We start from the raw sequence: 20,812 nt of genomic DNA, 5'->3' as shown, positions 1-20,812 counted from the left end.
ATTAAAACCCTCTTCCCAGCATTACCAGTTTCTCGCCCAGCAATAAAACAACATACGGGAACAACATAAAGGGCAGTATAACAATCGCCATTTTAGCCGACGTTTTAGCGGCCTTTTCTTCCATCAGGTTTTCTCTGTCCTGATACATACTGCGCGAAAAATTAGTCAGCGCTTCACTGATGGAACTTCCCAACTTCTCGTTCTGAACCAGCACTTGCACCAGATTCTGAATGTCGCGCGTCGGGTTGCGATAAGCAAACTGTTCCAGCGCTTCAACGCGCGGCACCCCGATCTGAATCTGTTCGACCAGATACTCGAATTCAAAACAGATCTCGGGCGATAAATTCTGTAATTCCTTAGTTACGCGTCGAATCGCTACCAGATAGCTGAGGCCGGCATTCATGCAGATGGTGATCATATCGATATAATCCGGCAGTTGATTATTAATCTTCTCCAAACGTTTTTCACCCTGCCGAACCAGAACCCTCTCAGGAATAAACATCGTGACTAAAGGCAAAGCAATCATCAAAAGCGGAGAGGTACCGTTGAACACCCATGAAACAAAGCCGAGAAAAAAAGCGAGGAAAATCAGCATGAATTTAATGAAGAAATAGGCGCCAATATGCCACTCTTCACGAAAACCGGCTCCGACCAGCTGAGTCTGCAAAATCTGTAACTGCTTTGGGTTCTTACTCCCCAGAGCACGCCCGATACGGCACCACCAGCAATCGTAAGGCGCTCCGAAATTCTGGGTAAAGTCAATTCCCAACCCCACTCGCTTGCGGAAACGATCCTTCTTCTCTTGCAAACGATGCTTCTCCCTGAAGACTTGCGCCAGAGAAAAAAACATCACCAGCATCAAAACGGTGATAAAGGCCAGAGTAATTCCGATTGAGAGCGCCATTAAAAACGAATCCTTAACATATTTCTCAATATCACCGCCCCAAGCAGGATCAGAAATACCGACAAGCTCAATAACTTGACCCCCGTCGGATCATGTAAAAAGAAGTGCATGGCCGGATAATCGAAAATCAGCTTATAACCGAGATAAGCCAGCGGCATTCCGCCGATAAACCAGGCGGTAAAACGGGACTCGGCAGTCAAGGTGCGCAACTTGGCTTGAAAGTTCTCCCTTCTGCGCATCAGGCGAGAAAGCTCCTTTAAAATCGCCGTTAACTGGCCACCACTCTCCCGCTGAAGGATCAGCGTAATCGCAAAATAACTCGCTTCCGGAAGACTGACACGGCTTTGAAATTCACGTAGCAGTTCACGCAGACTGATACCGAGTTTAAGCTGCTTATGTATTTCGGCAATTTCTTCGGCCAAAGGCCCCTTGGAATCTTCGGCAATATTCTGCAGAGCACCGTCGATACCGAACCCGGCTTGCAATGAACGGACAATGGAATCCAGCATTTCCGGGAAATCTTTACGCAGCTGCGCCTGACGCTGCGAAGCCTTAATAATCAAGTATAAGGTCGGCAGCATCGGCAACAGCAGAGCAAGCAATAGAATATTCATACTGAGATGAAGCAGGTTCACTGCAATCAACAGCAATGAAGTGGCGATTAACACCCCTTGAATCAGAAGGATGCGGACAATTTCATTTCGCTCGACAATGCCGGCCTGCTTGAATTTAACTACAAAAAACTGAAACCAGCCTCGATCGCCCTGCGACAGCAGCAACTCCTCGAAACTGAGTTTCTTCTCTTCCGCAACACCGATACGCAGCATCAGTTTGCGAACCTTTAACTCCGCTTCTATCTGATGTTTTTTGCGAAATCCCCAGAAAGCAAATACGATCGGTATCAGTACCAGGGTCGCTAACAACAGCGTAATCCAATCCATCTAGCTCACATCCTGACTGAAAGTAAACAGTGAAGCCGGTAGCTTCAAGCCGCTGGCTGAAAATTTTGCCGAGCTGCTCGGACGAATCCCGGTCGCCTTGAATCGACCTCTGACCCGCCCGGTAATTTCGTCAAACTGACTCTCGAAAGTAAACAATTCCTGCAAGACAACGTTTTCCTCTTCGACCCCGGTTACCTCGGTAATCGATTCGACACGACGTCGCCCATCCTTTCCGCGGCTGACAAAAATAATCAGATCAATGGCACTGGCGATTTGCTTGCGGATAGACGTTGCCGGAATATCGACACCACTGAGGTTAATCATCAACTCGAGTCGGGCGATACAATCCCGCGGCGAGTTCGCATGCAGCGTTGCAAGAGAGCCTTCATGCCCGGTATTCATCGCCTGAAGCATATCAAGGACTTCCGCACCACGGACCTCCCCCAGAACAATCCGATCCGGGCGCATTCGCAGAGCGTTTTTCAGCAGTTCGCGCTGAGTCACTTCGCCAACACCTTCCGCATTTGGCGGACGGGTTTCCAGGCGAACCACATGTGTCTGCTGCATTCTCAATTCGGCACTGTCTTCGATGGTAACAGTTCGTTCATCCTCCGGAATCAGACCGGAAAGCATATTCAGCGTAGTTGTTTTACCGGAACCGGTACCTCCGCAGACAATCATGTTCAACCCGGAACGGACACTCATTTCCAGAAATTGATACATCTGTTCGGTCATGGTACCAAGCGAGATCATGTCCTTGGCACGCAGATGCTGATCCGGGAAGCGACGAATCGAGACGCAGATACCGTCGACGGCCAACGGTGGAATGATGATATTGATTCGCGAGCCGTCCGGCAAACGCGCATCGACAAGCGGTGAGGATTCATCAACACGACGTCCGGTAAGATAGAGCATGCGATCAATTTTATTACGCAGGTGTTCTTCGCTGATAAAGGTGATATCAGTCAGTTCAAGTTTACCTGCGCGCTCAACGTAAATCTGATCAAAGCCGTTCACCAGAATATCGGAAACGGTCGGGTCAGCCATTAAAGGCTCGATCGGCCCCAACCCGTAGATTTCGTCCAACAATTCGACGCCGAGCTGGCGAACTTCCAGTTCCGAAAGCGGGTAGCGCATCTCATGAGCCACTTCCCTGACCAGGGTTTCCAGTCGCGGGCGTAACTCTTGACGGGTTTCGTTACTTTCCGCTTTATAAAAAGCTTCATCGTCCGCCGCCTTCTTTTGGCAGCGTTTTTTGATTTCTACAAAAGTCGAGTTTTTTGCGATCTCTTGTGACTTAACACCTTTCGGAGCTGGCTCCAAGGGTCGCTCGGCGACAGAATCCTTATGTCCCGTGCGATTCTGCTCAACTTGTAGTAACCGCTCTTTAATCCCCATTTCTCATCCCGCTCACGAAATTTGCTAATCTTTAGTTGAATTGTCGGCCTGTTTCGCATGCAAACCCGGCATCACTCGATCAAAAAAACGGTTCACCCGCTCGATCAGGCTAGGCGTTTCCACCACCTTATTGAAATCCGGCATCGTCAATTCTTCCGGCCGCACAATACCGTTATGCAGCATATGCGCCAGACTGAACAGCTGGCGGTTTACTTCAGAATTCGGTTTAAAGCTGGCAATTAACTCGCCCTCTTTAAGAGACTCGTTAAACCCGTGGTAGTCATTCGACACTCTCGTTACCGAATCAATTTCCAATGCATCAATCACATCGTCAAGAATGGAATCACTGGTCGGCGTACTGCGGTTAATCACCAGTTTCAGGGACTCTTTGACATATCCCAGCTTTTGCGCCAACTGGATCGCCGTATTTACGGCGCGCAGAGAAGAAAGCGAAGGCTCGGCAACCAACACCACATTATCGGCCTCATCCAGACAACTCAAGGTGCTGTCCGACAGATCGGTAGACAGATCAATCACCACATGGTCGAAATACCGTCTTAAGGACTGAATAATCATCTTGATCAGATCGGAGTTCAACCCGTCAAGCTCGCCAATATCCGCCGGCAGCGGCAGCAGATACAGCCCGGATTCATGTCGACTTAAGGAGTTATACACCAGGTCTTCGTCAAAACGATTAATGTTGTACACGAAGTCGGTCAAGGTATAGAGCCGCTGATTCTCCATACTCAAATAAAGCACGGTGTCGCCCAGAGGCATATTCAAATCGACCAGCACCGTTCTTCCTCGCGTCAGATCGGCGATATGCGCAGCAACATTCGTCGCCAGCGCAGTGCGGCCGACCCCGCCCTTCAAACTGAAAAAAGTCGAAACGTTTCCGTTTTTCCCCAAACGGCGACGATCCTGCATATGCAGAATGGAGAGAATATTAAATACCTCATCCGGACATTCAATGAACCCCTGAACCCCCTGATGGCTCGCTTCAATCAAGAAGTCCGCATCCTTCTCCTTCAATAACACATAGATCGACACGCCTTTGGCCAGTGTCAAAATCTGATTGATGCGACCCAAAACGGTTTTGCTGTCACCGTCATATTCAATCAATACCAGACTGATGTCTTCCGGCCAGATATGCGGCACCTCAACCATCAGTTCCACGTTGTATTTGGAGCGAATGGAAATCGAAACCGCCTCAAGCAAGTCACGATCCGAACCGACATAGAGTGCTTGCTTGAGGTTGACGGTACTGTTGTTCAATGTTGCGGTCATTATGGTTTCTCCAGTCCGATTTTGCTCAACAACGCAGGTATCGCGCTCTCGCCTTCGGGCAGCATTTCAACAATTTTCCCCATCCAGAAAGCCTCGCCATATGACGGTACTTTCATATTTTCCCCTGGCAGAGAAATCTCGGTGCCTTTTTCAATCGGCTCGACAAACGTCGGGGTGACCACGATGGCTAATTCCGTTTGATCCTTTTCATAATTTGTCGAACGGAAAAGCGCACCTAAAATTGGAATATCGCCAAGGAAAGGAATTTTCGAAATCGAACTCTGGAAAGAGTCCTGAATCAGACCACCTACGATGAAACTCTGCCCCGGCTCCAGCGTCACGGTTGTTTTCGCGCGACGTGAACGGAAGCCCGGCTGGACCAATCCGTTACTTTCAGAACCGGCACTGTAATCAATATTAGAAATTTCCGGGGCCACGGTCATACGGATTTCGCCGGATTCCGTAATTACCGGACTAAAGCGTAACCGGACACCAAATTCCTTGTAGCGCACAGTAATCGCATCTGCATTCTGAGAAACCGGAATAGGCACTTCTCCACCGACCAGAAACTCTGCCGTTTCGCCCGACTGCACAATCAGTTGCGGACGAGCCAGAACTCTTGCCAGGCTATTCTCTTCCAGAGCGGTCAGAATGCCGGAAAAATTGCTGTTACCGGATTGAACCGACACCTGAAAAGCCTCATTCAAAATCGGGGCAAGCGGCGTCGAACCGGTAGCGGTTGTTGCCAGAACACTGCTGATCGTTTGCAGCAGATCGTTGCCGCGGGCAGCTTGATAGTTAAATACCGCGCCGCTCTGGAAAGGGTTTCCTTTAACAACTTCGGCAACCCGGACCTCCAGCTTGACCTCCTGCGGCCCGGAAATCTTAATCATATTGACCACACTGACACCCAGAGCCGAAATGACCGAATGGATGCGTTTTTTCTGAGCCTGATTGACAACATCACCGGTCAAAAGCACCATAAAGTTCCCTGCCGTTGACGAAATACTGGAACTTCCAACACTCTGCTCGGATTGCAAAACTTCCTGATCCTGGCGCCCGGTATTGCGCAGATCGCTGTTACCGTCGATCTGATTCCCGATCTCGTCCACCTCGCGACGAAGATTGTTGCTCGCATCAACCCATATACTGCGAATTTCATAGTGAACAGTACCTTGCGGGTTCAGTTTGGCCAGTAACTCTTTGATAGTTTTATCGATATTCGTCTGCTGCTGCGGGTTTTCCTTTACATCGACAACAAACTCGTGCGCTTTCTGCGGCTGATTACGGAAATTGATAAACAGTTTGGTCATACCCAATGAACGTCCGGTCAGCATCAGCTCATTCGCACTGACAACCTTAAGACTGGCTACATCCGGATTGGCAATCATCGCCCGTTTAATCGGCTGTTTAAAATTCAACAAACGGGATTCCGAATGACTTACGCTAAAACTTTCCGGCTGTTCCGCTAAAACCGCAGGAGAATAAACAACGCTCGCAAAAGGTGTAACGAATAAACCGGCCGACAGAATCGACGCTAAAAGTGTTTTTTTCATCATTGCACCGTCACCTCTTCAACCTCTCCGCCTTGCAGCAGCTCTACGGTATGTCGTTTATTTTTGGCAGGGTGCGCCACTTTTTTCTGTTTCATACTTTCAATAACCTGAACATTAACCCCGTCGCTGTCGGAGACATTGACATCCGTCTGATTGCGCAACAGCAAATGCACCGAACCGACACTCATCGCCAGAGCCAATTCTTCGGCCTGCTGAATATCGACATGCAGCGCAACCATGGATTTTTTAGCCAGCGTCTCATCCTGCTTGGTACCCGAATCTTCTACTTTCTGCATATCCGTTTTCGGCTTAAAGTGGCTGGCCTGACCAATCGAAAGAACTTCAATATTCTGCAATATGACTCGGCTGATCGTACGCTCGCCATTGGCGCTGGAGAAAACGCTTACCACATCAACATGATCGCCGGGGGATAGAATCCCCATAAGACCGCTTTCGGGATTCACCGGAATACGCATCGCTCTCTTACCGGGTGCAACCAGTCCTTTAATTCCTTCAGACAAAACTTTTTCCGGCGCCAGCTTGTCCACAAACTTTCTGCCGGCGAGCCATTCACCCGCGTATAAATCCGTCTTAACGACCTGACCGACGACGTCTTCCGGTTTACTGTAGACACCTTTAAGTTTTATTCCTTCCTTGGCGATCATCAAAACCTGAACATCTTCTTTCTCGATTTTTTCCCCTCGGAACAGATCTCGACTGGCGACCAGAACCGGCGCAAGTTCAGGTTTTTCGACTATTTTGATGGTTTTTACGGGAAGATGTGCTTCGGCATCGGCAATGCGCTTTTCAATATAGGCGTAAACCAGCACGACGACAGCTATTGCTGAAATAAAGGCGATGGTATAGAGGATTAAATCGCTACGGGAGACTTTCATAGAGAACTCGTACTTTCTTTAGTCAAACCTTACAAGGTTCATGTTGTTTAAGTTATTAAGACGCCCAAGCATCCTAAGAACTTACGCAACTCGCTTTAATACTGACCACTGTATCGACATCCATCGGCAGCAATTCATTTAGAAAATTAGGGAGAACAAGTAGATCGGCAGTGCCGGTAAATCGGATCAGGTAAAGGTCAAAGCCGGACTCGGTCTGCATGGAAACAGTCACCTTTGCCGGATTCGAGTCGAGCATGGCAACCCCTTTGGCTTCCAGTGCCGAGACTGCCAAGGCAGTCATAGACTCGTTTTCACCGACAGGCAATCGAACCGATCCGCCGTCGCAGTATGCATAAAGCACACTGCTACTCGGGCTTTCACCTGACTCAAGAGAGGATATTTCCTGAACCTCATCGACAATGGTCAAATGAATATCCGTTAAAACATCATTAACCAGCAGACTGTTCAATGCGAAAGAGAGTGTCTCGACAATAAACAGCACAACTCCGAGCAAAACCGGCAGAACATAAGCGGTTTCAAGCATTACTGCGCCTTTTTGCGATTCCTTTCGCTTAAGCATTGCCCGGAAACTCCTTCAAGAAGATTTTAAATATTCAGCGACAACCCGAATTGAATTACGGGTTATTAACACTGTTAACGGCGCTTTCTACTTTGTTGGTAATCGCTTCACCAACAACCCCACCGTTATCGCCGCTGAACAGCAGAGCAGCGATAATCGCAACACCAGCGATCAACAGCGCATACTCCATCATAGAAGCCCCTTTCTGTTTCTTAAGTTGCTTCGTTTTCTGAACTTCCAAATTCCGATTTTCCATCATCTTACCTTCCTAAAATATAAAAACGGGTGCTTATAAGTAAAATTACTATTCAAAATTGTAAAAATAACGCCTGCAATTCTGATTCTATAAAATTTTTACTGATAAATGCACTTCAACCAACAATAAATTTTATTTACCCTAGTAAACATACTTAACCAGGGTTTTTCAATTCATTTAAACAAGGGATTACATCATTTCCAGGTCTTCCAAAATAGACTCTGCCCCTTTAATGGCACACGCCTCATCATCCATACCATCCGGAGCACCACTTACACCAATTGCTCCGTATAACTTTCCACCAGCCTGAATCGGTGTAGAACCAGCCATGAATGCTAGCCCTGCGCCCATTGTTTGCAAAGGGCTTTTGGCACGTTCGCCAAGCTGCGAACCTTTAACGTTGAACATCACTGCGGTATAAGCTTTTTTCTGGCTGATACCCAATGAAACCGCCGGGGCAATCGTATCGCGCAGCTGCGCCTGAACAATCCCACTACGATCAACCACCGTCACACTGACAGGGATACCTTTTTCGCGACAAGCTTCAATGGTTGCCATCGCAGCCTTATTCGCCATATCCAACGACAGAATCGAAACATTCACAACCATAGGCTCTTCGGCCTGAACTGGCATAGCCGTTGACAGAACACCCATTGAAAGTACCGCACCAGCAAAAAGTTTTTTTAGCATCCATCTTCTCCTCAAAAACTCAGATTGTTTATTCAGTAATTATTCGCAGAAACCAGTATACGAAGCTTTTTGTGGGAAACAAATACATTTTTGTTTTTTCATGATCTTACTTAACTCTTCCGACGGACACAAAAAAACCGGGCTTGAGCCCGGTTCTTTTTGTGTTAACAAACAATATTATCGATTAACTCGCGGCTTTCTGAGCCTCTTCCTGCTGCTTAACACCGCCATGCCATTGCCAGATGTAGTACATCAAAGGAATGACCAACAAGGTTAAGACCGTAGACGACAGAGTACCGAAGATCAGTGATACTGCCAAACCACCGAATACAGGGTCGGTAATCATAATCATCGAACCGAAAATAATCGCCAGAGCAGTCAGCAGGATCGGACGGAAACGCACCTTACCAGCTTGAATCACCGCGTCCTTAAGCGACTTACCTTCAGCACGATACTCAAGGATAAAGTCGATCAACAACAACGAGTTTCGCACCACGATACCCGCCAGAGCAATGACCCCAATCATGGACGTCGCCGTAAAGGCCTGCCCGGTAGCCCAATGCCCCGGAAATACACCGATCATTGTCAGAGGAATCGCTCCCATAACGATCACCGGCATCATAAAGGACTTGTAGTAGCCGACTAAAATCAGGTAGATAAAGATAAGCGCGACGATGAAAGCACTCCCCATATCACGGAACACATCCAGAGTCAGGCGCATTTCACCGCCCCACAACAAGGTGTAGTCCATGACATCTTTCGGTTGCGCCTGAACGAATCCGAGATTACCGGTTGCAAACGTCACATTCGATTCAGGCAAGGTCACCTGATCAAGCATTTTATCCAGCGACAGAATCGCATACACCGGACTGGATTCAAGCAACTCACCACCGACCATCACCATGCGATGCTGGTCACGCGTCATAATCGGCTTGGCGCGCTCCACTTCCTCAATGTCAGCAACGGCGGAAAGCGGAACCACTTCTCCGGATCGCGACTGAACACGCAAGGACAGAAGCTGCTCCGGAACGGTTCTTTCCGAACGCGGCAGGCGAACGATGATATCGACCGGCTCACGAACATTATCCAGGTGCATATACCCCAACTCGAAGCCGTTGATATAATCACGCAGCATTTTACTGACCTGTGCAGGCGCGACCCCAAGCAGGTTGGCCTGCTCGCGATCGATATTCACCTCATAGGTCATGGTATCGTCGGTTACCGAATCATCCACATTGATCAGACCGTAAATCTGATCAAATTTCTCTCTGACTTCCCCGGCCGCCTGACGCAGCTTGTCATAATCCGGCCCATAAAGCTCCGCCATAATCTGTGTCGTTACCGGCGGCCCCGGAGGAGTCTCATACAATTTAATATTTGCATCCGGGAACACTTTACGCAGAGAATCCAGAGCCTGATCAAAGTTCTGAACAATTTCGTGTGAAGAGATCGAACGCATACCTTTATTAACCAGGTTGACACGGATCTGTGCGAAGTTACCGCCCTGCTTAATCAAATCGCCGCGAACCAATGCTGCAAAATCAATCGGAGCTGGCTTACCAAGGAAAACACTGTAATCGGTGACAAACTCGGTGCCGGACAACATACTGCCAACATGGCGCACGACACGATCGGTCGCCTCAATAGCCGTACCTTCCGGCATATCTACCTGTACCAGGAAAGTACTGGTATTGTCATACGGCAACATTTTGACTTCGACACCGGCCGGATGCAGCGGATTGTTCATACCGTCGTCGCGGATAAATTGCAGCGCAGGCTGCATCATCGAAGCAATCAAGGTCCCCAATACAACAAACAGGAATACATTTCGCTTGGTACGCGAATCAATCAAAGGAACAATCGTCTTGACGTACAGCTTCTGCATCCAGTCTTCCTGATGAGGATGATGCGTCTCGGTACTCTCGCGATGTTGCATTTCCTTAATCGCCTTTTTACCCAAGAAACGGTAGGCGACATAAGGCACCAGAATATAAGCAATAACCAAGGAGGCAATCATCGCCACCGGAACATTAAATGGAATCGGCGCCATGAATGGCCCCATCATCCCGGTTACAAACAACATCGGGATAAATGCCAGAATAACCGCGATGGTCGCAACGTTTGTCGGATTCCCGATCTCATTAGTCGCTTTAATCAGAACTTCATCGAATTTTTCCGGGTCAAAGCCTTCATGGATATGCCGGTGAATATTCTCAATAACGACGATCGCGGCATCCACCAGCAACCCGAGCGACAGAATCAACGCAAACAGTGTAATACGGTTAATCGTCTGCTCGGCGATCAGACCGACAAACAGCACCACAAACAGAATCAGCGGCACGGTCAGGGTAACAATTCCCGCTTCACGCCACCCTAGGAACAGCACCAGTATTACGATGACCGAACCGACCGCAATCCCCAAGTGTTCCATCAGCAGGTTTACCGCCGCATTGGCTTTGTCACCGTCATTACGTGTAACAACCACCTCAACATTATGCGGCAGAACGGCTTTTTTCAGTTGCTCCAGCTGCTCCAGTACGGCGTCAGCTACCGCAACGGCATTTGTACCCGGTTTTTTTGCTACCGTAATCGTTACTGCCGCTTGCTCGCCATGCGATGCCACGGCTGAGTTCGGACCAAAACCGATACGACTGTAGGCGTCGCTCTCTTTCGGACCATCTTCGATACGGGCAATATCGCGCAAGTAGATTGGTCGGCCTTTATCGGCACCAATAATAATGTCACCAACATCAGTCGCATTACCGAGATAGCCGTTTACACGAACCAAGTGATCTTTATTATTGTTAATCAGGGAACCGACTGGAACCGAAACGTTCGACCCCTGCAGCATTTCACTGATCTGTTCCAGAGATAATCCCGTCAAGGCGATTTTCTGCGCATCCAGCCAGACATTAATCGCACGCTCCTTACCACCGACGACATCGGTAAAAGAAACCCCAGGCAGGTTGCGAAGGTTCTCGACCAATTTCAACGAGATATCACGCAGATCATAACCGGACAGTTCGGAAGAGGTTACGGCAAGCGTCATAATCGGCACATCGTCGACGTTAATCGGCTTGACCAGCGGCTGCTGGGTATCCGGCGGCATCTTATCCATATTCTGCATAATCTGGTTATAGACTTTAACCAAACTATCTACCTGGTTTTCACCCACCTCGAACTGAACCGTCACCACGCCGAAGTCGTTGGTCGCATAACCGAAAGTATGGTCGACGCCCGGCAGAGAACTCAAAATGGTTTCCAACGGCTTGACCACCATATTCTCGACTTCCTGCGGTGTGGCTCCGCCTTTAGGCACCATAATATTGGCCGCCGGCACCACGATCTGCGGATTATATTCACGCGGGGTAATTAAATAAGCCAAAATCCCCGCCAAGGTAATAGCAACCACGATCATCATCGTGATTTTAGAATGAATAAACGCTTTCGCCAGCTTACCGGCAATATTCAGCTCAGCAGCTTCGGCAGCGTTTGTTTGCTTTGCATTTTCAGCCATTCAAACTCTCCGTTATTTCGCTGCTTCGGATGCCGATTGCGCGGCTACAGGCTCGACAATATCGCCGTTCAACATACTGGCATTATTGGACAAAACAATCTGATCACCCAGATCAAGTCCTGACTGGATTTCAACCATATCGCCGATATTGATCCCGGTACGAACCATATTGAACATCGCTTTGCCATCCTGAACGACAAAAACACCATCGATTCCGGCACGATTGACAATCGCACTCTGCGGCACCATCATCGCCTGGCGCTCACCCTGTTTGAAGCTGATGCGGGCAAAGGTTCCAGAATTAATATTCTTCACGGCCGGCAAACTTAATTTAACCGTATGAGTACGGGTTTTCGGATTTGCGGCCCCTACCAGGGTATAGATGGTTCCAACCATCGGCGCATCCTGACCGTCAATAAATACCGTCGCCTCGTCACCGACTCGCAAAGCCGCATACAGATCACCGGCAACTTCCGTCTGCACACTCAAGGACTGCAGGTTTTCAATGACGACAATCGGATTACCCGGAGCAGCCAAATCACCAGCGGTTGCCATTTTCTCGACCACCACACCGCTAAACGGAGCGCGGACATTCGCATAATTCAATTGAGAGCGCGCCTGATTCAAAGCGGATTTCGCCGAAGCGAGATTTTCCTGGGCAACCGAGTACTGCAAACGAATTTTGTCGTACTGTTGCTTGGAAACCGAATTATCTTTATACAGCTGCGTAAAACGGTCGTAATCCAGTTTGGCGTCTTTTAACGCCGCCTGCGCTTGAGCATAGGCCGAATTCGCCTGAGCAATCTGACTGCGAATATCGGTAGAGTCGATAGTGAAAAGCAGGCTTCCCTGTTCGACTTTTTCACCCACTTCGACGTCCAGCCCTTTGATATATCCCATCAAACGAGAAGCGATACGCGCTTTCTGGTCCGGCACAACGGAACCCGGTACGACCGCTGTCAGAGGAACGGTTCCCAACTCGACATTGTGAATCACAGCCTGAAATGTCTGCGGCTTGGTTTCCGGTGCCGTCGGCGCTTCCTGCTGACACCCATTCAAGCCGATCGTTGCTAAGATTGCGATCGCTAGAACTTGCTTAACTTGTTTCATCATCTTTCCTTTTTAAAGCTAACTATCTTTGTCTGCTCAACACCCGCCTTACAGCTGGGAAATGTCCATACTACCCAGGGCCAAACGCAGAGTGGCTTTCTGAATGTTTACTTCATACTCGGCGGCAACCAGATCGGCGCGCGCCTTGTCTAACTGAGTCTGACTCGTCAGAAGTTCGGTAAAAGTAGCGACGCCGTTTTCATAGCGCTTGGTCACCAGAACTTGCGCTTCCTCTGCCTGCTCAACAGCTAATTTACTGGAGACAACCTGCTCACGGGCAACCTGCAATCGATGCCAGGCGGTCATCATTTCAAAACGGATCTTGTTCGCCATGGAAGCGGTTTCAGCCTGCTGTTGTTCAGCCGAGGCCCGTGCCATTTTGATACTGTTCTTAGTAAGCCCGAAATCGGTCACTTTCCAGGAAAACACACCGGCAACGGTATAGCTGGAAGCATCGAAACCGACACTGTCGTCATTCCAATCCTGACGCAACAACATATTGAAACTTGGTTTTTCATCCGCTTTTGCAGTATCAATCGCATAAATCGACGAGGTCGCCTGCTTTCGCTGAGCCATTAACTGAGGGTTTTTATCGATAGCCTGCTCAAGCAACTCTTCGACACGCCCCTCAGGCAAACCGATATCCATACGCTCAGCGACATCCAAATGCTCGCTTGCCTTCAAGCCCATTAGAATACGCAGACCATCCAATGCGATCTGCTCCTGTCCTTTCGCCTGCGCCAAGGCAACTTCCGCAGTTGACGCATTAACTCTGGCGCTCAATAACTCGGAACGTACAATCACCCCTTGGTTAACCAGGTTTTCCGTGGTACGAACATATTCATCGGCTGTTTTCTTGGCCTGTTCCGCAACCTTGATAAAAGCGCGGGCAGAGTGCACTGCCTCATAGGCCTGATAAACACTGAACGTCAGATACTGTTTAACCGCGACATCACCGCTCTGCGCCGCTTCGATCATCGACTTGGCCTGTTGCTTATAACTTTCGACTCGCCCGCCGTTATAAACCGGAACCATCATCTCAACACGGGTATTCATATCGGAATAAGGTGACGGGTTATTTAGAGAGTCTGGCTCATGGGCATAATCCCCGGAACCAAAAGCAGCTGCCGTTGCATCATCAAACCCAAAGTCCGACAAGCTAGCTTGCTGCTGTTGGAGCTTCATGCCAAAAACATTTAACGGATTATTGGAATAGGTACCGGTGACCGAAAAATTAATCTGCGGCATATTTCCCGCTTTGGCTTTAGCCAGAGCCGATTCGGCAAGCATCATGCGCGCCTTGCTGACATCCATTTCAGGGTTGGCATCGATCGCGGTTTGTACCGCCTCAACCAAAGTGTAAGTCTTGGCTTGCGCTGCCAAAGGCATTGCCAAAGCGACCGTTAAGGCAACCCCACTCAACTTAAAGAGCGAAATAGGCTTAGACATAAATTCTCCAGAGTCTTGAAAGTAATTCGGTTTTCGTCTTGCTTGTCTTATATATAGCGGCCTTCGCCGCAACGCCAACCTAATGACAGGCTTAGAAAAGCACAATAAAATTCAATGCCTTACACTGCATAATTAACGCTTTTCTACAGTATCCCGCCCACATTAGCGAGTTCATTTCCATAAGACAAGCTTATTAAAACATTAGAAAATTCTAATATTATAGACATTCAAAAAATGCATGCAACGGATACATTAGTTTTTCCTAATATAAAATCCCCGAACCCAATCCGTTCGCAAACCACTCGACTCTTACGACTGGATCAAGGCAACCGCTTTTCGCAACCAAAGCAATTCGCCGTGGAAAAAGTGACTCGCCTGCTCGCGCCAGCAGATATCGGGTTTATGGCTCAATGTTTCTACCCACTGCAAAACCCCGTCCGCCGCGACGACTTCATCCTGCCCGCCTTGGATTAATAACCATTGCGTTGCCGAGTCCAGCCTGCCGATATCCTGCGACTCGAAAGAATATAAACCAACCGGCGGCGCGACCGTACACAGGCTTGCCGGCTTGAGCTCGCTGGCCGCTTTAATGGAAATATAACTCCCGAAAGAAAAACCGGCCAAGTGTACTCTGGAAAAATCGCCCTGAGTACGCGCCCAACGCAACACAGCCTTAAGATCCTCAACTTCCCCCTGAGCATAGTCATGCTCCCCTTCACTCATACCTACGCCACGGAAGTTATAACGCAAAGTGGAAAAACCCATCTCCTGATAAGCTTTCCACAAAGTGGTCACAACCTTGTTATGCATCGTGCCGCCGTACAGAGGATGTGGATGACTGATAATAACAAGATTTTCGTCCTGCAAAACAAACTCTGCTTCAATCTCTCCCACGGCCCCCGGAATCAAAAGTCCTTTATGGTTCGATTTCAAGTATGACTCCTTATTACTTATCGCATTAAATAATGCTTTATTCAGCGCAACCTTAGCACCTTGGCTACAATAAACCGCAAAACCAAAATTCCAAGGATGAAAAATGACTCAAATTGTACAACGCAAAATCGTTGTCGACGACGCGGTTCCCTATGCAAAATCCATTTTCGCGTCTTTAGGCGAAGTGGACACACTCCCAGGACGGGACATCCAGCGCGAACATCTGCTTGATGCTGATGCCTTGATCATCCGCTCTCGCACCCAGGTAAACGAGGCATTGCTTGCCGACACAGCGGTTAAATTTGTCGGCAGCACGGTTGTTGGATTGGATCATATCGACCAGAACTACTTACAAGATAGCAATATTCACTTCTATTCCGCACAAGGCTGCAACGCCAACTCGGTCGCCGAATTCGTTATCCATGCGCTTGTCCTTTTAGCCGAAGAACAAGGATTCGACTTATCGCAGAAAACTCTAGGAATTATTGGCGTCGGTCATGTCGGCAGCCGCCTTGAAAAAAAAGCTAAAGCGCTGGGAATGCATTGCCTGTTGAATGATCCACCGCGAGCCCGACAGGAAAACTCAAATGCATTCAGCTCACTAGAGGAAACCCTACAAGCCGACATTATAAGTGTGCATACACCTTTAACATTCGATGGCAGAGACAAAACCCACTTGCTAATCGGCAAAGAGCAACTCGCCAGCCTTTCTTCCGAGCAAATTCTGGTCAATGCCGCCCGCGGCGGAATTGTCAATGAAAACGAACTGAAAAACACACAGCTTGCTGCCAAAATTATCGATTGTTGGGAAAACGAACCCAATATCGATCAGGAACTACTGCAACAGAGTTTTATGGCAACACCGCATATTGCCGGCCATTCGTTTGAAGCCAAACTTGCCGGAAGCACCATGGTCTACGAAAATTTGTGCCATTTCTGGAACGAGAAAATCGACAACAACTGGCAAACCGAACTTCCACCCCGTCCTGATCCGATCGAAGTCGTCAATTCCGATCACTGGCAATCCGGACTGCTTGAGGTACTGCAAAAAACACATTTAATCAAAAATGATGATGCCGCAATCCGTGAAAACAGTGATCAATTCGAACGCTACCGACGAAACTACCCTATTCATAGAGAGTGGTATATTCACGGAGTAAAAAAAACCAAAAATCAAAAACTTAATTTGATTTTAGAGACTTTAGGCTTCGATTTATTACCTGTGTTATAAAAAGATATCAGAAGGTCTTAATAAAATAATATTATCATCTCCCCAAAAAAATTGGTTTGCATTTCATTTGCGAATCTTTAATCTACTTGAGTGAAAAGTTTGAGAGACATCAGACAGACTTATACAAAACCGATGGAGATATCTGGAATATGAAACTAGCTAACTTATTTAAAGCCGCGATTCTTGCTGCGGGTCTAACTACCCTTTCTGGTTGTGGAACTATGCACGCTGCAGGAAACCTAAATGACGGCGCCTGGGATACATTTAATCAAGTTTGGGATAAGTGGGTTGAAAGCGAAGGTGATATCGCTGACGCAACCATGTGGGAAGTTAAGGTAGACGAAGGCATTGAACTTGCCGACGTTATCGACGCCATCAACGCTGTTGGTATCAACCGCAACCTTAAAAACGTTGGTGAACTACCGCTATCTGAAGAACTTAAAGCTCGTGGAATCGAATCAAAAACCATTCACGTAATGTCTTTCTGTAACCCTGAAACTGCTCGTAAGATGGTTGACTTCTCCCCTGCAATGGGTGGTTTCCTTCCATGTCGTGTAAACATCATTGAAGAAGAAGATGGTCTACACATCTACTCTATGAACATGGATATGGCGATCAAGATGGGTAAAAAGATGCCTCCAGAACTTAAAGAAGCGACTATGGCAGTTCGCGACACTATCTGGGAAATGCTACAAAAAGGTAAAACTGGCGAATTCTAATTCGCTTCAGATCACCTGATAATTACCCTGAATAAAACCCCGTTTTACACCTGCTAAAACGGGGTTTTTTATTTGCTAAAAGCCTTTCCTGCAGCGCATTTATTTCATGCCAGCAATATAATTATTTTTGCGTAGCATTAAGTCTATGAATCGCAAAATGTTTTTTAAAGAAAATTAAAAAATATTTACTTACATAAAAAAATATCCCGCCCAACAGGGTGAAAAATTTTTACATTTATTTTTCAATCACTTAGTTAAGTTCATCAGAATATATTGATCTGCTACTAAATATTTTTAATTACTCATCATAAATAAAATACGGCATATTAACCTCCGTACCCAGCTAAAGCACTTAGCTTATACCTAACAACTCTAAAGAGAAAAAGTGAACGATATGAGAAAAACAAAATTAGCTCTAGCAATCGCAGCCTCTACCATTATTTCAACACCTGCCTTTGCAACCAACGGGGATGTATTAATCGGACTGGGCGCTCAAGCACGCGCGCTTGGTGGAACCGGTACAGCGGCATTCTTCGGCTCGGAAAATGCTTTGACCAACCCGGCACTGCTTGGTAAGTCACAAGGTTCGGAATTTTCCATCGGCGGCACGATCTTCATGCCCAATGTAGAGGCCAATGGCTCACAAAGTGACAACGATCTAAATATCATTCCTGAAGTATCTATGTCTACTCGCATTAACGAAAACCTGACCTTCGGTCTAGGCATGTTCGGTTCAGCCGGTATGGGTGTTGACTATAGAGACGACGCAAATCTAATGAATGCATATAGCAACCTTCAATTAATGAAATTTGCTCCAACCCTTGCATTTAATCAAGATAACTTTGGACTTGGATTTTCACCTGTTATCCAATATGGGGCATTGGATATCAACTATGATGGCACAGCACTTGGAGGAGGACCAACAGGAAACGGAATGTCAACTGACATCGGGTATGGCTTTAACCTAGGTGGTTATTTTGATATTACACCTGAATTTACTGTTGCTCTTTCCTACCAATCTGCAATCGAAATGGAATACAAGGATCAAATTTCTGTAGCGGCGGCAGGATTTGGTCAAACCATGACTGACAAACTTGAACAGCCAGAAGAGTTTAAAATCGGTGCATCGTACACAATGGGGAACTGGTTGATGACAGCGGACTTTAAACAAATCATGTGGTCAAAAGCCGAAGGTTATAAAGATTTTAACTGGCAAGATCAAGATGTCTATGCACTGGGAGCTAAATACTCTGGTAATAACTACTGGGTAGGAATTGGCTATAACTACGGAAAAGACCCGATTGATGTATACGGAGCAGGAGCAGGACAAATTGTAGACATGTTTAACAATGTCTTTTTCCCTGGTATTGTTGAATCTCATTTCACTGCAGGGGCAGGAGTAAACCTAACTAAAAACTCCGCTATTGACTTCGCCCTTGTTTACGCTGATGAAGTTTCGAAAACTATAGATGTGAGTACATTAATGGGCCCAGGAGCAACCGAAACCACTAAGCACTCGCAAACAGGCTTTACTGTTGCATACCGTATGAACTTCTAATCACTTAGAAACACTCATACAACACCGCAAGCCGCTAATGCAAATTAGCGGCTTTTTTATTAGCGTGCAGCTTTCGACCCTTAACCCGAAAGTCTTTATCTTCCAATAAAATATTTCAATCCAAAGCCTTGAAAGCAAAATTTCAATGTAAAACAAGTATTTCAGATACAAACCGCTTGCCTTCCAACATCCAGCCCTTCATCAACAAAACTTATATATAAAAATAAAAATACTTTACTACACGGCCTCTATCGACAATAAAAGCTATATATATTTTTTGATCATTTCAATCAACCCAACTAATAACCCATTAATTATTTTTGATTATTCAATTCACTCTAAAAACTGCATAGTAAGCCTTGAAAACTGTAAAGGATTCTTACCCATCCTTATATAACAATATCGAGAGAGTGGATAGTAATGAAAAAAACCAAACTGGCTTTAGCATTAACCTCAGCCGTTTTTGCTTCTTCTGCAATGGCTACAAACGGAACCAATATGATTGGAATCGGCGCCCAGTCCATGGCAATGGGTGGAACCGGGGTCGCCGCCTATTTCGGCGCGGAAAACCTTCTGGCCAACCCAGCCTTGATCGGTAAGTCTCAAGGTACCGAATTGATTTTCGGGGGCACAATCTTTGCACCAGACGTAAGCAGCGAACACAATCTGGGCGAGCCTGCCAGCCCGGGCGAGCCAGTTGGCAAAGACAGCAGTGACGCGAATCTTTTCGTCGTGCCATCAGCCGCCTTCAACAGCCGTATCAACGAAAACATGGTTTATGGTATCGGCATGTTCGGAACATCCGGTATGGGGGTCGACTATCAGGACAACGGTCAGATGTTCAGAGCGCAATCTGCATTGCAAATTCTGCGCTTTGCTCCGGCATTAGCTTTCCATAACGAAACCGCCGGTATCGGTTTCTCGCCGATCATTCAATACGGTGCTCTGGATATTCATTATGATGGCTCCGAAACTCAATACGGAACTTTCGGCTTGGAAGATGCCGGTCACGGTATGGCGCAAGGTCTTGGCTTCGGCTACTCCATCGGTGGTTACTATGACGCAGCACCTGGATTAACTCTAGCCGCCTCCTATACCTCAGGCATTGAAATGGAATACAAAGGGCAACTATCCTCTGCTTCGCAGCCTTTTGCAGAGTTCGGTATGATCCCTGAAGCTTTCGATGACAAACTGGAACAACCTGCGGAAATGAAAGTTGGAGCCTCTTTCGACATGGGTAGCTTAACCTTTACCGCCGATGCACGAAAAATCATGTGGAGCGAAGCTAAAGGCTATAAAGACTTCGGCTGGCAAGACCAGGATGTATTTTCGATCGGTGCAAAATATTCAACCAAAAGTTACTGGCTAGCGGCCGGCTATAACACCGGCGACAACCCGATCAAAGAACAGGACGGCACAACCACAGAAGGGGCAACCATCAATTTCTTTAACAACACCTTCTTCCCTGCTACAACCGAGAGCCATATTACCGTTGGTGGCGGTATGGCAATCAGCAAAAAGGCAACCATCGAAGGCGCATTTGTTTACGCTCCTGAAGTCAAGACTCGTGTCGGCGTGAGCGGCATCGGTGACGACTATCCGATCGCAGGCGCTGCATCGGGTGACTACAGCGAAACCAAGCACTCACAAACCGCAGCCACTATGATGATCCGTTACAACTTCGACTAAGCACTGCACCAACGCTTAAAAGTAAGCTGAACGACAAAAAAGCGATCTTTACAGATCGCTTTTTTTATAACTCAATCTTAATCAAGTTTTTATTCACT

General features: G+C 47.3%; 17 protein-coding genes. 4 read left to right on the top strand and 13 right to left on the bottom strand.

What is annotated here, in order from left to right; genetic code table 11:
- Position 1: 1 nt before the first annotated feature.
- From HQN79_RS02955 to HQN79_RS02895, 13 genes are all read right to left on the bottom strand, one after another.
- Positions 2-904: a type II secretion system F family protein gene (locus HQN79_RS02955; RefSeq protein WP_238843410.1), complete on the bottom strand. Its 903-nt coding sequence runs from the start codon at positions 902-904 to the stop codon at positions 2-4.
- On the bottom strand, positions 904-1,845 hold the full coding sequence (locus HQN79_RS02950) for a type II secretion system F family protein (protein ID WP_173284201.1): 942 nt from the start codon (positions 1,843-1,845) through the stop codon (positions 904-906). Before HQN79_RS02950 ends, HQN79_RS02955 begins: the two co-directional genes overlap by 1 nt.
- Positions 1,846-3,243, bottom strand: coding sequence for a TadA family conjugal transfer-associated ATPase (locus HQN79_RS02945; RefSeq protein ID WP_173284200.1), 1,398 nt, complete (start codon positions 3,241-3,243; stop codon positions 1,846-1,848).
- A gap of 24 nt (positions 3,244-3,267) precedes the next feature.
- Positions 3,268-4,530 (bottom strand): CpaE/TadZ family protein, encoded by a 1,263-nt coding sequence (locus HQN79_RS02940; protein WP_173284199.1) that lies wholly within the window; start codon positions 4,528-4,530, stop codon positions 3,268-3,270.
- Positions 4,530-6,089, bottom strand: coding sequence for a type II and III secretion system protein family protein (locus HQN79_RS02935; RefSeq protein ID WP_238843409.1), 1,560 nt, complete (start codon positions 6,087-6,089; stop codon positions 4,530-4,532). The genes HQN79_RS02940 and HQN79_RS02935 overlap by 1 nt, the downstream gene beginning before the upstream one ends.
- Complete coding sequence (cpaB, locus tag HQN79_RS02930; RefSeq protein ID WP_173284198.1) at positions 6,086-6,982, bottom strand: Flp pilus assembly protein CpaB; 897 nt, start codon at positions 6,980-6,982, stop codon at positions 6,086-6,088. The genes HQN79_RS02935 and cpaB overlap by 4 nt, the downstream gene beginning before the upstream one ends.
- Before the next feature lie 73 nt (positions 6,983-7,055).
- Positions 7,056-7,562 carry a hypothetical protein gene (locus HQN79_RS02925; protein ID WP_173284197.1) on the bottom strand — a complete coding sequence of 169 codons (507 nt, stop codon included), beginning with the start codon at positions 7,560-7,562 and terminating at the stop codon, positions 7,056-7,058.
- A gap of 55 nt (positions 7,563-7,617) precedes the next feature.
- Positions 7,618-7,821 (bottom strand): hypothetical protein, encoded by a 204-nt coding sequence (locus HQN79_RS02920; protein WP_173284196.1) that lies wholly within the window; start codon positions 7,819-7,821, stop codon positions 7,618-7,620.
- A 186-nt stretch (positions 7,822-8,007) separates the two neighbouring features.
- Positions 8,008-8,508 (bottom strand): GlcG/HbpS family heme-binding protein, encoded by a 501-nt coding sequence (locus HQN79_RS02915; protein WP_173284195.1) that lies wholly within the window; start codon positions 8,506-8,508, stop codon positions 8,008-8,010.
- Between the two features lie 184 nt (positions 8,509-8,692).
- The gene (locus tag HQN79_RS02910) at positions 8,693-12,025 is read right to left on the bottom strand and encodes an efflux RND transporter permease subunit (RefSeq protein ID WP_173284194.1); all 3,333 of its coding nucleotides are present in this window, start codon (positions 12,023-12,025) and stop codon (positions 8,693-8,695) included.
- 12 nt (positions 12,026-12,037) lie between these two features.
- The gene (locus HQN79_RS02905; RefSeq protein WP_173284193.1) at positions 12,038-13,135 is read right to left on the bottom strand and encodes an efflux RND transporter periplasmic adaptor subunit; all 1,098 of its coding nucleotides are present in this window, start codon (positions 13,133-13,135) and stop codon (positions 12,038-12,040) included.
- A 48-nt stretch (positions 13,136-13,183) separates the two neighbouring features.
- Complete coding sequence (locus HQN79_RS02900; protein ID WP_173284192.1) at positions 13,184-14,584, bottom strand: TolC family protein; 1,401 nt, start codon at positions 14,582-14,584, stop codon at positions 13,184-13,186.
- A 309-nt stretch (positions 14,585-14,893) separates the two neighbouring features.
- Positions 14,894-15,517, bottom strand: a complete 624-nt coding sequence (locus tag HQN79_RS02895; RefSeq protein WP_173284191.1) for an alpha/beta hydrolase — start codon at positions 15,515-15,517, stop codon at positions 14,894-14,896.
- Positions 15,518-15,620: 103 nt separating this feature from the next.
- Between HQN79_RS02895 and HQN79_RS02890 the strand changes: the two genes are divergently transcribed.
- The 4 genes from HQN79_RS02890 to HQN79_RS02875 all read left to right on the top strand — a co-directional run bounded on the left by HQN79_RS02890 (position 15,621) and on the right by HQN79_RS02875 (position 20,714).
- Positions 15,621-16,748, top strand: coding sequence for a 4-phosphoerythronate dehydrogenase (locus HQN79_RS02890; protein ID WP_173284190.1), 1,128 nt, complete (start codon positions 15,621-15,623; stop codon positions 16,746-16,748).
- A 221-nt stretch (positions 16,749-16,969) separates the two neighbouring features.
- Positions 16,970-17,467 carry a DUF302 domain-containing protein gene (locus HQN79_RS02885; RefSeq protein ID WP_238843408.1) on the top strand — a complete coding sequence of 166 codons (498 nt, stop codon included), beginning with the start codon at positions 16,970-16,972 and terminating at the stop codon, positions 17,465-17,467.
- Positions 17,468-17,861: 394 nt separating this feature from the next.
- The gene (locus HQN79_RS02880; protein ID WP_173286909.1) at positions 17,862-19,025 is read left to right on the top strand and encodes an OmpP1/FadL family transporter; all 1,164 of its coding nucleotides are present in this window, start codon (positions 17,862-17,864) and stop codon (positions 19,023-19,025) included.
- A 420-nt stretch (positions 19,026-19,445) separates the two neighbouring features.
- Positions 19,446-20,714: an OmpP1/FadL family transporter gene (locus HQN79_RS02875; protein WP_173284188.1), complete on the top strand. Its 1,269-nt coding sequence runs from the start codon at positions 19,446-19,448 to the stop codon at positions 20,712-20,714.
- The last annotated feature ends 98 nt before the right edge of the window (positions 20,715-20,812 follow it).

The organism is Thiomicrorhabdus xiamenensis, assembly GCF_013282625.1.
GTDB classification, from domain to species: Bacteria; Pseudomonadota; Gammaproteobacteria; order Thiomicrospirales; family Thiomicrospiraceae; genus Thiomicrorhabdus; species Thiomicrorhabdus xiamenensis.
The sequence above is the reverse complement of the archived record's forward strand: the minus strand, read 5'-3'. Positions and strand labels throughout refer to the sequence as shown.

Coding starts and splice junctions, on each gene's coding strand:
- HQN79_RS02920 (WP_173284196.1), bottom strand. CDS start 7,821: ATGATGGAAAATCGGAATTTGGAAGTTCAGAAAACGAAGCAACTTAAG.
- HQN79_RS02935 (WP_238843409.1), bottom strand. CDS start 6,089: ATGATGAAAAAAACACTTTTAGCGTCGATTCTGTCGGCCGGTTTATTC.
- HQN79_RS02900 (WP_173284192.1), bottom strand. CDS start 14,584: ATGTCTAAGCCTATTTCGCTCTTTAAGTTGAGTGGGGTTGCCTTAACG.
- cpaB (WP_173284198.1), bottom strand. CDS start 6,982: ATGAAAGTCTCCCGTAGCGATTTAATCCTCTATACCATCGCCTTTATT.
- HQN79_RS02950 (WP_173284201.1), bottom strand. CDS start 1,845: ATGGATTGGATTACGCTGTTGTTAGCGACCCTGGTACTGATACCGATC.
- HQN79_RS02945 (WP_173284200.1), bottom strand. CDS start 3,243: ATGGGGATTAAAGAGCGGTTACTACAAGTTGAGCAGAATCGCACGGGA.
- HQN79_RS02890 (WP_173284190.1), top strand. CDS start 15,621: ATGACTCAAATTGTACAACGCAAAATCGTTGTCGACGACGCGGTTCCC.
- HQN79_RS02940 (WP_173284199.1), bottom strand. CDS start 4,530: ATGACCGCAACATTGAACAACAGTACCGTCAACCTCAAGCAAGCACTC.
- HQN79_RS02955 (WP_238843410.1), bottom strand. CDS start 904: ATGGCGCTCTCAATCGGAATTACTCTGGCCTTTATCACCGTTTTGATG.
- HQN79_RS02885 (WP_238843408.1), top strand. CDS start 16,970: ATGCACGCTGCAGGAAACCTAAATGACGGCGCCTGGGATACATTTAAT.
- HQN79_RS02880 (WP_173286909.1), top strand. CDS start 17,862: ATGAGAAAAACAAAATTAGCTCTAGCAATCGCAGCCTCTACCATTATT.
- HQN79_RS02905 (WP_173284193.1), bottom strand. CDS start 13,135: ATGAAACAAGTTAAGCAAGTTCTAGCGATCGCAATCTTAGCAACGATC.
- HQN79_RS02910 (WP_173284194.1), bottom strand. CDS start 12,025: ATGGCTGAAAATGCAAAGCAAACAAACGCTGCCGAAGCTGCTGAGCTG.
- HQN79_RS02915 (WP_173284195.1), bottom strand. CDS start 8,508: ATGCTAAAAAAACTTTTTGCTGGTGCGGTACTTTCAATGGGTGTTCTG.
- HQN79_RS02925 (WP_173284197.1), bottom strand. CDS start 7,562: ATGCTTAAGCGAAAGGAATCGCAAAAAGGCGCAGTAATGCTTGAAACC.
- HQN79_RS02875 (WP_173284188.1), top strand. CDS start 19,446: ATGAAAAAAACCAAACTGGCTTTAGCATTAACCTCAGCCGTTTTTGCT.